This is a genomic window from Streptomyces sp. NPDC057099, from assembly GCF_042671245.1.
Lineage (GTDB): Bacteria > Actinomycetota > Actinomycetes > Streptomycetales > Streptomycetaceae > Streptomyces > Streptomyces purpurascens.
This window is the reverse complement of sequence record NZ_JBHUTX010000040.1, coordinates 37,146-51,523: the sequence shown is the minus strand read 5'-3', so window position 1 is coordinate 51,523 and position 14,378 is coordinate 37,146. Positions and strand designations below refer to the sequence as shown.

The 14,378-nt window shown below is 71.5% G+C and carries 12 protein-coding genes; 3 read left to right on the top strand and 9 right to left on the bottom strand.

All coding sequences use genetic code 11. The features are described from left to right. Window positions 1-3: 3 nt before the first annotated feature. Window positions 4-834, bottom strand: a complete 831-nt coding sequence (locus tag ACFT4A_RS32815) for an aldo/keto reductase (RefSeq protein ID WP_382837466.1) — start codon at window positions 832-834, stop codon at window positions 4-6. Window positions 835-938: 104 nt separating this feature from the next. On the opposite strand from ACFT4A_RS32815, the gene ACFT4A_RS32810 reads away from it, so the two are divergent. Continuing rightward, window positions 939-2,003 (top strand): LacI family DNA-binding transcriptional regulator, encoded by a 1,065-nt coding sequence (locus ACFT4A_RS32810; RefSeq protein WP_382837463.1) that lies wholly within the window; start codon window positions 939-941, stop codon window positions 2,001-2,003. Here ACFT4A_RS32810 and ACFT4A_RS32805 read toward each other — a convergent pair. The 4 genes from ACFT4A_RS32805 to ACFT4A_RS32790 are packed head-to-tail and all read right to left on the bottom strand — an operon-like array spanning window position 1,966 to window position 6,573. Further along, window positions 1,966-3,342 (bottom strand): glycoside hydrolase family 32 protein, encoded by a 1,377-nt coding sequence (locus ACFT4A_RS32805; protein WP_382837461.1) that lies wholly within the window; start codon window positions 3,340-3,342, stop codon window positions 1,966-1,968. The genes ACFT4A_RS32810 and ACFT4A_RS32805 overlap by 38 nt on opposite strands. Beyond that, complete coding sequence (locus ACFT4A_RS32800) at window positions 3,339-4,193, bottom strand: carbohydrate ABC transporter permease (protein WP_382837458.1); 855 nt, start codon at window positions 4,191-4,193, stop codon at window positions 3,339-3,341. The genes ACFT4A_RS32805 and ACFT4A_RS32800 overlap by 4 nt, the downstream gene beginning before the upstream one ends. Before the next feature lie 17 nt (window positions 4,194-4,210). Further along, complete coding sequence (locus tag ACFT4A_RS32795) at window positions 4,211-5,167, bottom strand: carbohydrate ABC transporter permease (RefSeq protein WP_382837455.1); 957 nt, start codon at window positions 5,165-5,167, stop codon at window positions 4,211-4,213. Continuing rightward, entirely contained in the window at window positions 5,164-6,573 is a 1,410-nt protein-coding gene (locus ACFT4A_RS32790) for an extracellular solute-binding protein (protein WP_382837452.1), read from the bottom strand. Before ACFT4A_RS32790 ends, ACFT4A_RS32795 begins: the two co-directional genes overlap by 4 nt. A gap of 157 nt (window positions 6,574-6,730) precedes the next feature. Between ACFT4A_RS32790 and ACFT4A_RS32785 the strand changes: the two genes are divergently transcribed. After that, window positions 6,731-8,275 (top strand): glycoside hydrolase family 32 protein, encoded by a 1,545-nt coding sequence (locus ACFT4A_RS32785; RefSeq protein WP_382837449.1) that lies wholly within the window; start codon window positions 6,731-6,733, stop codon window positions 8,273-8,275. A gap of 88 nt (window positions 8,276-8,363) precedes the next feature. Continuing rightward, window positions 8,364-9,338 (top strand): TauD/TfdA dioxygenase family protein, encoded by a 975-nt coding sequence (locus ACFT4A_RS32780; RefSeq protein ID WP_382837446.1) that lies wholly within the window; start codon window positions 8,364-8,366, stop codon window positions 9,336-9,338. 333 nt (window positions 9,339-9,671) lie between these two features. On the opposite strand, the gene ACFT4A_RS32775 is transcribed toward ACFT4A_RS32780, so the two are convergent. From ACFT4A_RS32775 to ACFT4A_RS32760, 4 genes are all read right to left on the bottom strand, one after another. Continuing rightward, window positions 9,672-10,700, bottom strand: a complete 1,029-nt coding sequence (locus tag ACFT4A_RS32775; protein ID WP_382837443.1) for an LLM class flavin-dependent oxidoreductase — start codon at window positions 10,698-10,700, stop codon at window positions 9,672-9,674. A 79-nt stretch (window positions 10,701-10,779) separates the two neighbouring features. Beyond that, window positions 10,780-12,285: a metallophosphoesterase family protein gene (locus tag ACFT4A_RS32770; protein WP_382837440.1), complete on the bottom strand. Its 1,506-nt coding sequence runs from the start codon at window positions 12,283-12,285 to the stop codon at window positions 10,780-10,782. A 46-nt stretch (window positions 12,286-12,331) separates the two neighbouring features. Further along, window positions 12,332-13,177, bottom strand: a complete 846-nt coding sequence (locus ACFT4A_RS32765; RefSeq protein WP_382837438.1) for an MHYT domain-containing protein — start codon at window positions 13,175-13,177, stop codon at window positions 12,332-12,334. Between the two features lie 122 nt (window positions 13,178-13,299). Continuing rightward, a complete protein-coding gene (locus ACFT4A_RS32760) occupies window positions 13,300-14,055 on the bottom strand; it encodes a dienelactone hydrolase family protein (RefSeq protein ID WP_382837435.1) in 756 nt (251 codons plus the stop codon). Window positions 14,056-14,378: the final 323 nt, after the last annotated feature.

Genomic DNA, 14,378 nt, shown 5'->3' with positions numbered 1-14,378 from the left:
CTCTCAGAACTCCTCGTGCACCTCGGGGTCCCCGCCGACCCGCCGGTGCGCCCGGTCGGCGACCGCCCGCAGCTCCTCCTCGCTCAGCTCGAAGCCGAAGACGTCGAGGTTCGCGCGCTGCCGCTCGGGGTTCGCCGACTTCGGGATCGGCACCGCGCCCAGCTGCGTGTGCCAGCGCAGGACCACCTGCCCGGCCGACACCCCGTGCGCCTCGGCGATCCGCGCCACGGCCGGGTCGTCCAGCAGGGGCGTGCCCCGGCCCAGCGGACTCCAGCTCTCGGTGACGATGTTCTTGCCGGCGTGGAAGGCGCGCAGCTCGTCCTGCGGCAGGAAGGGGTGCAGCTCGATCTGGTTGACCGAGGGCAGTACACCGGTCTCCTTCTCCAGCCGCTCGATGTGCCCGGCCGTGAAGTTCGAGACGCCGATCGACCGGACGAGCCCCTCGTCACGCAGCTTGATCATGGCCTTCCAGGCGTCGACGTACCGGTCCACGCGCGGCAGCGGCCAGTGGATCAGGTACAGGTCGACATACTCCAGGCCCAGGCGGGCCCGGGACTCCTCGAACGAGGCGAGGGTCTCCTCGTAGCCGTGGTGCCGGCCCGGGAGCTTCGTCGTCACGACGATCTCCTCGCGCGGCACCACGCCGGAGGCCACCCCACGGCCCACCCCCGTCTCGTTGCGGTAGTTCGTCGCCGTGTCGATCAGGCGGTAGCCCGCCTCCAGGGCCGAGAGCACCGCCTGCTGCGCCTCGTCGTCGCCCAGCGGCCAGGTGCCGAGGCCCAGGGCGGGGAGCGTCGTACCGTCGTTGAGCGTGTGCTTCGGGATGCTGATCACCGTCGGACCTTCCCGTTGACTGTTGACCGTGTCGTCCCTCCAGCGTCACGGATAGGGTGGGCGATGATCAACCGGACGGGTGGCGGATGAGGACGGCGGACGGCATGGGCAGCGCCGAGAAGAAGCCGGGGACGGGATCGGGGCGTCCCACCTCGCGGGACGTGGCCCGGCTCGCCGGCGTGTCGCACACCGCGGTGTCCTTCGTGTTCAACGGCCGGGCCGACGGCAACCTCTCGCCCGCCACCCAGGAACGCATCCGGCAGGCCGCGACCCAGCTCGGCTACCGGCCCGACCCCGTCGCCCGCGGCCTGCGCCGCAGCCGTACGGCCGTGATCGGCCTGGTCACCGACGAGATAGCCTCCTCGCCGTTCGCCGGGCGGCTGCTGCGCGGCGCCATGGACACCGCCTGGTCCGGGGAGCACCTGGTCCTCACCGTCGACTCCGGCGGCGACCCGGCCAAGGAGGACGCGGCGGTCGCCGAACTCCTCGACCGGCGCGTCGACGGCATCATCTACGCGGCCATGTCCCTGCGCCGCGTCCGCGTCCCCGAGGGACTGCACCGCACCCACTCCGTGCTGGCCAACTGCCTGCCCGAGGACGACTCGCTGCCCGCCGTCATCCCCGCCGAGCGCGCGGGAGGCCGGACGGCGGCCCGGCTGCTGCTGGAGCAGGGGCACCGGCGGGTCGCGTTCGTCGGCGGCCAGGACGACATCGCCTCGGTGGAGCGGCTGCGCGGCTTCCGCGACGCGCTGCGCGCCGAGGGCATCACCGTGCCCAGGGACTGGGTCGTACGGACCGGCGGGGAGATCTCCGGCGGGTACGAGGGCACCGTCCGCCTCCTCGACGGTGCCCCGGCCGACGGGCGGCCCACCGGCATCTTCAGTTACAACGACAGGGTCGCGGCGGGCGTCCTGCACGCCGCGACCCGGCTCGGGATCTCCGTACCCGGCGAGTTGTCGGTGGTGGGCTACGACGACCAGGAGCACATGGCCGCCTACCTGGCACCGCCCCTCACCACCGTCGCGCTGCCCCACCGGGCGATGGGGGAGGCCGCGGCGAGCCTCCTCCTCGAAGCCATCGGCACCGGACGCACACCGCCCGCCACCGTGCGGCGCCTGGCCTGCCCGGTGATCAGCCGTGCGTCGGTGGGACCAGCGCCCATCCGGTGACGGCGGCGCCGGGTGTCACGCTCAACTCCCTTGTGTCGTCCGCACGGTGGTAGACGCGCTCGGTGACCGTGGCCCGGTCGCCGACGAACAGTTCGTACAGCGAGCCGTCGACGAGGACGCGGACCGTGAGCTCCTCGTGCGGCGGTACATGGACGACGACCGGTTCCGCCGCTTCCGTACGGGGCCAGTCGCTCCGGTCGAGCGTGACGGTGCCCTCGGCCGGGTCCAGACGGACCGTCAGCTCGGCGCCCGAGGCCGACCTCAGCAGACTCACCGTGGTGCGGTCGCGGGCACTGACGGTCAGGTCGTAGGCCGCAGGCAGCGCGGTCCGGCATGGGGCGGTGACGAACGGCTCCTCGGCGTGCAAGCGGTGCAGCTCCGGGGCCGGGGCCACCCGCAGCGCCCCGTCCGGGTGGACGTCGACGACACGGGGAGCGGTCAGCACACCGGCCCAGTCGTGCTCGCCCTGCTCCCGGGCCTCCCACGACCAACCCCACATCAGGGCCCGGTCCGGCTCCTGGAGCACGGCGGGCGCGTAGAAGTCACGGCCGTGGTCGAGCCGACCGCCGGTCCTCGCGGTGAAGCGGAGATCCGCGTCCAGACGGCCCGTCAGGTAGGCGGTGGTCCAGGGGTGGCCGTCCCACAGCGACACGACCAGCCCCCACTCGCCGCCCCGCGTCGCGTACAGCTGCGGGCACTCCCAGCCGGTCGCCCGGTCGCCGAACGCCGCCCGGGCGGCCGGGTCCCGGCCGTCCAGGAGCACACCGGCGAACCGCCAGTCGGTCAGGTCGTCGCAGTCGTACAGCAGGACCGACGGCGTACCGTCGGCGTGCCCCGCGCCGACCAGCGCCAGGCGCCGTCCGCCGTGCCGGAAGACGAACGGGTCGCGGAACATCACCACGTCCAGCCCCTCGGGCGGGCCCGTCACCACCGGCGTGGGCAGGGAAGTCCACTCGGTCAACGATTCGTCGTCCGGGTCCGCCGCCCGTGCCAGGCAGATCGTGCCGAGCCCGGCGTGGTCACGGTCGACCCCGGTGTAGACGGCCGTCGGCACACCGTCGTCATCGACGACGCACCCCGACCAGCAGCCCGCCTCGTCCGGGCCGCCCGGCGTCGGGGCGAGCGCGATCGGGTGATGCTCCCAGCGCACGAGGTCGGAGCTGGAGGCGTGCCCCCAGTGGACGTTCGCGTGCACCGGGGCGTCCGGGTTGTGCTGGTAGAAGAGATGGTGGCGGCCACGCCAGCGGAAGGGCCCGTTCGGGTCGTTCATCCAGTTGGCGGGCGGACGGACCCGGTAGCGCGGGGCGTGCGGATCCTGCGGGGGAGCGGTGAGGCTCAACGATTGACTCCTGCGGACGTGATGCCCTCGCGCAGAGGGCGCTGGCCGACGACGAACACGGCGACGGCGGGAAGCATGGAGAGGACGACACCGGCGAGCACGACGGAGATCGAGCCGGTGCCGAGGTTGCCCTGGAGGGAGACCAGACCCAGCGGCAACGTGTAGTTCTGCCCCGACGTCTCGAGGATCAGAGGCCGGAAGAACTCGTTCCAGTGGTAGTTGAAGGCCAGCACGCCGACGATCGCGAGGCCGGGCGCCGCCAGCGGGGCGTACACGGACCGGAAGGTCCGCCAGGGCCCGGCACCGTCCAGCATCGCCGCCTCGCCCAGGTCCTTGGGCATGCCCAGGAAGTACTGCCGCATCAGGAACGTGCCGAAGGCGGTCGGAAACGCCGGGACGATCAGTCCCAGCAGGGTGTCGGTCAGGCTCATCGACTTCAGCACCAGGAACACCGGCACGATGGTGACCTGCAACGGCACCATCATCGTCGCCAGGACCAGGCCGAACAGCGGCTTCTTGAAGCGGAACTCCAGCCGCGCGAAGGCGTATCCGGCAAGGCCCGCCGTGATCATCTGGCCGACCGCGATCAGCGCGGTGACCAGCGTGGAGTTCAGGGCCAGCAGCCAGACGTCGATCTGGTCGAACACCCCGCGGTACGCCTCGGTGGACGGGTTCGACGGGACGAGCTGCGGCGGCAGGTTGAACGCCTCGGCAGGCGTGCGCAGCGAGGTGGAGACCGTCCACACCACCGGGCCGAGGGTGAGCAGGGCACAGACGGCCAGCCCGGCGATCCGGGCCCAGGGCGCCAGCCGGTACCGCACACGGCCGGAGGGCAGGGTTGCTTGGCTCATGGGAGGACTCACCCGGCTCACTGGTAGTGGACGAAACGCCGGCTGAGCCGGAACTGGAGGGCTGTGACCGCCATGATCAGCACGAACAGCAGCACACCCACCGCGGACGCCTCACCGAAGCGCAACTGCTCGAACGCCGTCTCGTAGATCACCATCACGACGGTGCGGGTGGAGTCGCCGGGACCGCCGCTGGTGAGGACGTACGGCTGCTCGAAGACCTGGAGCGCGTTGATGATGCCGACGACCGAGGCGACCAGCAGCGTGGGTGACAGCAGCGGCAGGGTGACGGTGAGGTGCTTGCGCAGGCCGGTCGCGCCGTCCAGGGCGGCGGCCTCGTGGATCTCCTTCGGGATGTTGTTCAGGCCGCCGATGAACAGCAGGAACGAGAAGCCGAACTGCTGCCAGACATAGACCAGGACCACGGTCGCCATCGCCGCGTTCTCCGACGTCAGCCACGGCACCGGCGCGATCCCGACGAAGCCGAGCAGCCAGTTGACCACCCCGAAGTCCTGGTTGAACAGGTACTTCATCACCACCGAGATCGACGCGGCGGACAGCACGAGCGGGAAGAAGAACGCCGAGCGGAACACCGACCGCAGCCACACCGGCATCCGGCCGTTGATGGTCAGGGCCAGCGCCAGCGCGATCAGCAGTTGCAGCGCCACCGCGAACACCATGAACACCAGCGTGTTGCGGAAGGACACCAGGACGGTCGAATCGCCGAACACCTCCCCGTAGTTGGAGAGCCCGGCGTAACCCGGCGAGTCGATCACGTTCCAGTGGAAGAGGCTCAGCACCACCGAGCCGACGATGGGGACGACCGTGAACACGACGATGCCGACGATCGTCGGGGCCAGGAACAGGGTCGCCAGCAGCCGGCTGCCCCGGTCGCGGGCCGGGGGACGCTTCCGCGTCGGGGACGGCGCGGCCTCGGGGCGGGCGGCCCGTGCGGGCGGTGTCTGGGTGTTCGTCATGCGTCACGCTCCATGGCCTTGTCTAGATCGCCCTGCATCCGGCGCAGCGCGGGACGCACCGAGCGCGGGGAGGCGAGGGCCGTACCGGTGTGCTTCAGCAGCACCTGCTCGACCTCGGCGACCTGCGGCGGTGCCGGGATCGGGCCCGTGTCCGGGAACCGGTCGAGGGTGTCGTAGAAGACCGGCCAGTGCGCGGGACCCGTCTTCTCGTAGCGGGCGGCGGTCAGCAGGGAGCGGCGGGCCGGGGTCGTCTGGTTCGTCGTGAACAGCCGCTCCAGGGTGTCCTTGCGGGCCGCGTACTTGATGAACTCCCATGCCTCGTCCTGCATCTTCGAGGTGCGCAGCAGCGCGTAGCCCGCCGCGCCGTACTGCATGCGCTGGGTGCGCCAGCGCGGGAAGTACTGAACGTCGAACCCGTCCGGCTCCATACCGGCCAGGGACAGCCCGCCCGCCCAGAAGCCGCCCGCCGGAGTGACACCGACCCGGCCGGTGGAGAACACGCCGATGAGGTTCTGGCCGTTGCCGCCCTCGGGGCGGGTGCACAGGCCGTCCTGGATGAGGGAGGCGAGATAGTCGTAGACCTCCTCCACGCGGTCGTGGGTGGCCTGCGGCGTCGTCCACCGGAAGCCGCCCCCACGCCCCTTGCGCTGAGCCGCCGGATAGAAGCCGTCCCACAGCCACCGCCCGCCGGGCGCCTTGGACTCGGTGAGCAGGTTGGTGTCGTTCGCGAACAGCCAGGGCACCACACCGCCCCAGAGCCGGTTGGTCCAGAAATACGGCGTGAAGCGGGAGCCGCTGGACTTCTTCATGTCCCGCAGCAGCGTGGTGAAGTCGTCGCGGGTCCAGTGGGCCGGCGGGAAGTCCGCCCCCGCCCGGCGCAGCACCTGCCGGTTGAAGTACATGTCGGCCGCGTTGAACTCCACCGGCAGCTGGTAGAGACTGCCCTCGTACATCATCGACTCCACCAGCGACGGGTGGACGTCGGCGAAGTACTCCTTCAGCTCGGCCGCGTCCCGCCGCACCCACCGGTCCAGGGCCACGCCCAGCCGTTGCGCGAACAGCTGCACGCCCTCGGTGGCGACGTAGACGAGGTCGGGGGCGGTACCCGCCGCGACCTGGGTGAGGATCTTCGCGAAGAAGTCCGACCAGTCGACGGCCTGCACCGCGTTGACGCGGAGCTTGATGTCGGGGTGCAGCTCGCGGAAGCCCTCCTGGAGCGTGCGGATGGCCTCCGGCCCGTAGGCGGGGCCCAGCGTGGCGACGACCAGGGAGCCGTCGTCCCGGCCGGGGATGTCGGCTCCGGTGAGCCGGTCCCAGCTCGCGGCGGTACCGCCCAGCGCGGCGGCCCCCGCGCCGTAGGCGCCGTACCGCATGAGGGCGCGGCGGGTGAGGTGCGAGTCGGTCATCGTTGTGGGCCTAACTCGTGTTAGACGAGGGGTGATGCCCAGATGATGTGAGTGCCGCAGGGACCTGTCAAGGCGTGTGACCGCTTGACCTTTAACGAGTTAGGTCCGAGAGTCCTGGTCCCATGAGCCGCCGTTTCCGACGAGAGGAACGAGTGTGATGAGCGGGATCAGCAGGAGAGCGCTGTTCGCCGGTTCGGCCGTGGGTGCGGCCGGCGCGTTACTGCCCGCCGCGGCGGGCCCGGCCGCGGCCGGGCCCGGGAGGGCAGCCGCGAGCTACCGCGCCGCCTACCACTTCACCGTCCCCGAACAGTGGAAGAACGACCCGCAGCGCCCGGTCTGGATCGACGGCGCGTACCACTACTACTACCTCCACAACGCCGACTACCTCTCCGGCGCGGTCGGCACCGCCTGGCGCCTGGCCACCAGCACCGACCTGGTCTCCTTCACGGACCGGGGGATCGCCGTACCCAAGGACACCACCCCCAACGGCGACGTCTGGTCGGGCTCGGCGGTGGTCGACACGGACGACACGGCGGGCTTCGGGGCGGGCGCGGTCGTCGCCCTGGCCACGATGTCGCCGCACGACGGTCCGAGCGACCAGGCGCAGTACCTGTACTACTCCACCGACGGCGGCCGTTCCTTCACCCCGCACGGCACCGACCCGGTGCTGCCCAACCCCGGTGTGCGCGACTTCCGCGACCCCAAGGTGATCCGCGACGAGGAACGCGGCCGCTGGGTGATGACCCTCGCCGAGAACGACAAGGTGGGCTTCTACCACTCCGCCGACCTCAAGTCCTGGACGTACGTGAGCGGTTTCGTCAAAGGCGGCATCGGCGTGCTGGAGTGCCCCGACCTGTTCCGGATCCGCGCCGGGGACGGCACGGTGAAGTGGGTGCTCGGCGTGAGTGCCAACGGCAAGGCCGCCGGGCTGCCGAACACGTACGCGTACTGGACGGGCTCCTTCGACGGGAGCGCCTTCACCGCCGACGCGGCCGAACCACAGTGGCTCGACCGGGGCTGGGACTGGTACGGAGCCGTCACCTTCGACAAACGCGGCGCCGACGGCACGCTCGACGAGGAGACCCGCTACGCCATCGGCTGGCTGAACAACTGGGACTACGCCCAGATCACGCCCACCATCGACAGCGACGGCTTCAACGGCACCGACTCGATCGTCCGCGAGATCACGCTGAAGCGCGCGGCCGACGGCACCTACCACCTGGTGTCCCGGCCGGTCGCCGCGCTCGACCGGTACGTCTCGCGCACGGTACGGCTCGGCGACCTGGCGGTCGACGGCACCCGCGTCCTCGACTACCGGGGCACCGCTTATGAACTGACCTGCGAGATCACCTGGGACCAGCTCACGGGCGCGGGAATGCAACTGCGGCGCTCCCCGGACGGCGCCCGGCACATCGACGCCGGAGTCCACCGCGACTACGCCTACCTCAACCGCCGCCCCACCGTGTCCCCGGACATGTCGGGCCGATGGCAGGAGAGCCACAGCCCCTTCGACCCGGCCCGGCGCACGGTGACACTCCGCGCCCTGGTCGACCGCACATCGGTGGAACTGTTCCTGGACGACGGCCGGTACGTGCACTCGACGGCGGCGTTCCCGTACCTGGTCGACAACGGGCTGGCGCTGTTCACCATCGACGGGAGGGCGGTGTTCCGGAACACCACGATCCGGGAGTTCGAGGTGTGAGCGGTGCCGGTGCGGTGTCGCCCCGGGCGGAGATCACTGTCACGATCTTCGGGAAGGACGGACCACGCCCACGACCAGCGGAGCGCTCATGACGACGGACAGCCCGAGCACGGACGAGGCGGCGCGGAAGGCCGGGGTGGAGGTGAGGCCGGTCGCCGGGCACATCGGCGCCGAGATCGGTGGGGTCGACCTGGCGGCGGACCTCGACGACGCCGTGATCGCCGCGATCAGGGCGGCGGTGCTGCGGTGGAAGGTGGTGTTCTTCCGGGGCCAACGGCTGGACCACACCGGGCATGTGGAGTTCGCGCGCCGGTTCGGCGAGATCGTGGTGCTGCCGCGGCGGGGGAAGGCCTCGCCCCCTGACTTTCCCGAGATCGAGACGACCGCCGACCGTCTCGAACTGGGCGGGCGTTTCGGCATGGAGCACGACGAGTGGCTCCGGCGTCGCCGCCACACCCTGCTCCGCGGCTGGCACTGCGACCACGGCGCCCGCGTCGACCCGCCGGCCGCGACGATCCTGCGCGCCGAGACCGTACCGCCCTACGGCGGCGACACCACCTGGTCGAACCTGGCCGCGGCGTACGCCGGACTCTCCGCGCCGCTGCGGGAGTTCGTCGACGGACTGCGGGCCGAGCACCGGCTCGGCGTCGGCTACCAGCCCCGGCCCGGCGACGACGCGTACGTCCGGCACCTGCTGGACCGTCAGGTCGCCTCGCTGCACCCGCTGGTGCGCGTCCACCCGGAGACGGGGGAGCGGATCCTCTACGTCAACGGCTACTACGTCGAGCAGATCGCCGGCCTCTCCCGGCCCGAGAGCGGCGCGATCCTGGACCTGCTGCTGGAGCAGGCGGTCCGGCCCGAGTACACGGTCCGGTTCCGCTGGGAGCCGGGCAGCGTGGCGTTCTGGGACAACCGAGCCACCATGCACCTGGCCCCGGGCGACACCGCGCACCTCGACCACCCGCGGATCATGCACCGGGTGATGCTCGCGGGGGACGTGCCCGTCGGGGTCGACGGCAAGCCGTCGGAACCGATCACCGGGACGGCGCCCGGCCGTTGGTGAGTCGCGCCGGCGGGTGAGGGCGCGTCGGCCGGTGGTGAGTCGCGGGGGCTGGCGGGTGGGGTGCGTCGGCTGGTGGTGTGTCGTGGGGTCCGTCGGGTGGGGGGCGTCCGCCGGTGGCGAGTCGTGTGGGCCTGGCGGGCGGGGGTGGGCCCGCCAAGTGCTGTGTCGCGGGTCTGACGGGTGGGGCGCGTCGGCCTGGCGGGCGGGGGTGGGCCCGTCGGAGTTGGTGAGGTGTGTCGGTCCGGCGGGGCCCACGCTGCGACCGGCCGCCGGTGGCTCGTGCCGGTCCGGCGGGCCGGGACGGAGGTGTATCGCCTCGGCCCGCCGGACACTCTAGACGCCCGCTCGCCACCCCAGCGCCGGGCCGAGCCTCGTCGCCATGTCGGTGAGGATCTGTACGTAGTCCTCGTGCTCGAACGTGAACGGCAGCGCGAACGCCACCTCGTCCACCTCCCGGAACGCGGCATGTCCGTGCAGCCGCTCGGCGATCTCCGCCGAGGTGCCCACCAGGTCCGGGGCGAACAGCAGTCGGGCCGGGCCCTGGGGTTCGGTCGTGCGAGGGGTGCGCTTGGCGGCGTACTCCTCGTACCGGGCGCGCTGGTCGGGCGTGGCCGAGTCCGTGGGGATGACGACGAGGCCCTGCGAAACCCGGGCGGCCTCGCCGTCGGGGTGGGCGGCGCGGAAGGCGCGGATGTGGGAGAGCTGGATCTCCGCGAAGTCGTGAGGCCCGTCGGAGTCTTCGGCCTTCACGACGCTGCTGGTGAGGAGGTTCATGCCGTGCTCGCCCGCCCACCGGGCCGAGCGCAGGCTGCCACCGCCGTACCACATGCGGCGGCCCAGGCCGGGGGAGTGCGGCTGCACCCGCTGAGAGAAGACCTCGAAGCCTTCCCGCCCGCTGAAGTCCGTCGCCGACTTGCCCCGTACGAAGTCCAGCATCCGCTCCACCCGCCCGTGGCCGAAGTCCTCGGCCTCGGCCGTGTCCGGGTAGAGCGCGCCCTTGACCTGGTCGAAATGCATCGGCGGGCCCACACTGACGCCCGGGTTGAGCCGGCCACCGGACAGCAGGTCGACGGTGGCCAGGTCCTCGGCCAGCCGCAGCGGGTTCTCCCAGCCGAGCGGGATGACCGCCGTGCCGAGTTCGATGCGGCGGGTGCGCTGGGAGGCCGCGGACAGGACCGCGACGGGGGAGGAGATGCCGTACTGGAGATGGCGGTGGCGTACCCAGGCGCTGTCGAAACCGAGCCGCTCGCCCAGCTCGATGATCTCCAGTGTGGACTCGTGGCCACGGCGTGGGTCCGCCTCGTCGAACAGCCCGATGGTCAGGAAACCCAGCTTGCGCAGCGGTCGCGAGGTCGGTGGCACGGACCCTCCATCATTGAACGTTCAATGGGTGCACGTCTGCCAACCCCGCGATGGCCCGCCCTGTTCCCGCCGCCCCGGGTCAGCTCAGCGGGATCGTCACCTCGTCCTCGACCGGCGGGGATATCTCCTGGGCGCGGTCGCCGGTGGCCGCGTAGCAGCGCAGGCGGACCGCGTCCGGGGAGACGTCCAGGCGCAGGAAGCACTTGAAGAACGGCGGGCTGTAGGTCGCCGAGCTCGGCGAGAACAGCGACGTGTAGATCTTCCGTACGGGCAGCCGGAACCGCTTGGCCTTGTCGGGCCGACGGCCGGTGCCGAGCAGCCCGGCGACCAGGCGGACGCGCCGGGTGACACGGGCCGAGGCACCCGGGGCGCGGGCCGGCCGGATGCCCAGGCGCTCGGCGATCACGGCCGTCGCCTCGGCCTCGGTGAGCGTGAAGAAGCGGCGCATGCGCAGCCGGTGGCCGTAGAGCCGGCTGTAGAAGGCGAGGGAGTCACCGCGCAGCGGATAGCAGCGGAAGTCCTGCTCGGTGACGTCCGCGACGGAGACGCGGGGGATGGTGTGGGTGGCGTGCATGAACGCCCCGCCGCCGCCAGCGACCACGTACTGGAGGGTGCGTCCGTCGTCCAGCCGGACGGGGTAGCGCTGGTAGTTGTGGATGTCGCCGCCGATCGCCGCCACATAGTGGTGCGCCGGGTCGCGGACGATGTCGTCGACCGTGCCGCCCCCTTCGATGGCGCACGGCTCGTGCCTGCCGTCCACGTACAGGGGCGAGCCGGTGACCAGGATCTTCGGGCGGGGCCCCTGGGAGACCTCGCGCAGCCAGGCGCCCTGCTCGGCGTCGAGGGTGCCCAGCAGACCCGTGTCGATGCCGATGATCCGCACCGGTCCGGCGTCGATCGCCCAGTACGGGCCCGGCTGGACGGCCTGCTGGGCAGGGGCGGAGCGCAACTTGCGGGCCTCGGCCAGGTGTTGCCCGTCGTCCGGACGCGCCTTGTGCCACAGCAGGGACCGCAGCCAGGCCCGGCTGAGGGGACGCGGCCGGGGTTCGGGCGGCAGCGGCGGGGCGTCGTCGCAGAAGACGCGCATGAAGCCGCCGAGGTCCTCGTACCAGTCGTGGTTGCCGGGTATCGCGTAGATGGGCGCCTGGTAGTCCTGGTACGGGCGGAAGAACTTGGTGTCGTAGTCGTCCGCGCTGCCCACCGGGTAGATCACGTCGCTGGCCAGTACGGCGAAGCTGGTGTCCTGACCGGTCTTCAGGAAGCCCGGCACGACGGCGTACTGGGGGTCGTCGCCCTCGCCGGTGTCGCCGATGACGAGGAAGGAGAACCGGTCCGGCTCCTCGCGCCGGATCACCTTGTCGGCCGGTGCGCCGGTGGCCTCGCGCTGCGCCACCCACCGGCCGCGTATTCGGCCGGTGGGGTCGCCGAACCAGGAGGCCAGCACGCCGTTGCGGGCGGCCCACAGCGTCTTCGGGTTCAGCCAGGAGATCTTCTCGACCCGCTGCGGCATCAACTGCTGGTACGCGCCGCGTTCGGTGCTGTTCCAGCCTGCGCCTTCGGCGGTATCGCGTGAGGAGTCAGACACCGATGCACCGTAACAATCGATCCGGAGGCCGTCCGTGGCGGGTTGCTCAGCGCTTGCGGATGGGCCAGCTCGCTGCTTGCCGCGAACCGCCCTGCGACGCGGCGGAGTTGGCGGCCGAGCCCCTGGCGGAGGTGTCCGGATGCGATCTGGAGGGCCGTTCGCCCACCACCAGCAGCGGATCGAACATCACCACGACCCCGGCCAGCAGCAGGAAGACGACGGGCCCCAGCAGCATCGGCAGCAGCAGCGACATGGGCGAGTCGCCCGCCCACGTCCCGTTGGCCGTGTCGTGCACATGGACGCTGACGGCGGCCATGCCCGTGTAGTGCATCCCGGACACCGCCACCCCCATCACCAGGCTCGCCCCGAGGCTCATCAGCAGGTTGCGGATCGTGACGGCCGACCACAGGGCGGCGGTCGCGGCGGCGATGGCGATCAGCACGGACAGCGCGACACCGAGCGGGTCGTAGCCGACGTCGCCGTTCAGCCGCATCGCCGCCATGCCCAGATAGTGCATCGTCGCGACGCCCAGGCCCGTGACGGTCCCCGCGACCGCCAGGACCGTGCGGCCCGTGCCGCGGTAGCCGACGATGAACACGCCGATGCCGACCACGACAACGGCCACGACGAGACTGAGCACCGTCGTGGCCGCGTCGTAGCGGATCCGGGTCTCCTCCACGTGGAAGCCGATCATGGCGATGAAGTGCATCGTCCAGATGCCGCACCCGATGGAGGCAGCGCCTAACGCCAGCCAGCCGGGCTTCCAGGATCGTGTGTCGAGCAGCGAGCGCACGATGCACCGCAGCCCCAGTGCCCCGCCCAGGCAAGCCATCAGATAGGCCGCAACCGGGGTCACCGCACCGTAGCGGAACCCGTCGACCGTGCCGTCCATGAGCCAACTCCCCCCAGAGTCTTGGCTGGTGTGGAGGCAAGGTCTACGGGCAGTGGACACGTGAAAGCAAGCCCTTACCGTCGGTAGATCGACAACTTCCGTTCATCGAGAGTCGACTTCGGTCAGAATGTGCGCTTCAGGAGGTCGAGCAGGGCCGCCCAGTGCCGCTCGTCGCCCTCCTGGTGGTACGACGCCGTGTCGGACTGCGTGAAGCCGTGGGGCGCGCCCGGGTACACCTCGCAGCGGTGGCGGACGCCCGCCGCCGTCAGGGCCTCCTCCAGGCGCTCGATCTGCTCCGGCGGCAGCGAGGGGTCCTGGTCGGCGTGGCCGAAGTACAGCTCGGCGGTGATCGCGCCGGCCACCAGGTGCGGGCTGTCCGGCGTGTCCGTCGCCAGCCGCCCGCCGTGGAAGCCGGCCGCGGCCGCGACCCGCTCCGGGAAGGTGCCGGCGGTCAGCAGCGAGAGGCGGGCGCCCATGCAGTAGCCGGTCAGCGCGACCGGGCCGTCGGCCACCGCGGGAGACTCGGCCAGCCAGCCCAGGTAGGCGGCGGCGTCCCGCATCGCGACGTCCGGAGTCAGGGTCCGCATGACCGGCATGATGCGCTCGAATATCTCCGGACGCGCCCCCGGATCGATGAACTCGGGCAGATCGAACAGCGGGGCGCGGCCGTGCCGGTAGAACACGTTCGGCACCAGCACCGCGTAGCCCTCACCGGCCAGCCGGTCGGCCATGGACCGCAGCCGCGGACGCAGGCCGAAGGCGTCCATGTAGAGCAGGACCGCCGGATGGGCGGCCCCGTCGTCGGGACGGGCCAGATACGCGTCGGCGGTGCCGTCCTCGGTGGGGATGTCGACGGCGTTTCCCTGTACGGCGGTCATGGCTGGGCTGCCTCTCTGCGGGGGTGTCGGAGCTGCGGGGTCCCGGACCCGCGAGGTGACGGACCCGCGGGATCCCGGCCGGGGACCCGTCCGCGTGACCGGGCGGATCACGGGCATCGTGACACGCGCTTTCCCGGGGCATTTCGCCCACCCCCCCCCGCACACGGTTGAACCATGAACGGCCCTTGGCGTGCCCTTTAGGGGTCCTTTCACTATGAGCGCCCGGGTCGCGCGGCCTGGCACCGCACCTCGCCGCGTTGCCGAAACGCCCACGTGGCTCCGCCACGCAGACGCTCCGGCGCCTTGCGATGCACGGCTCCAGA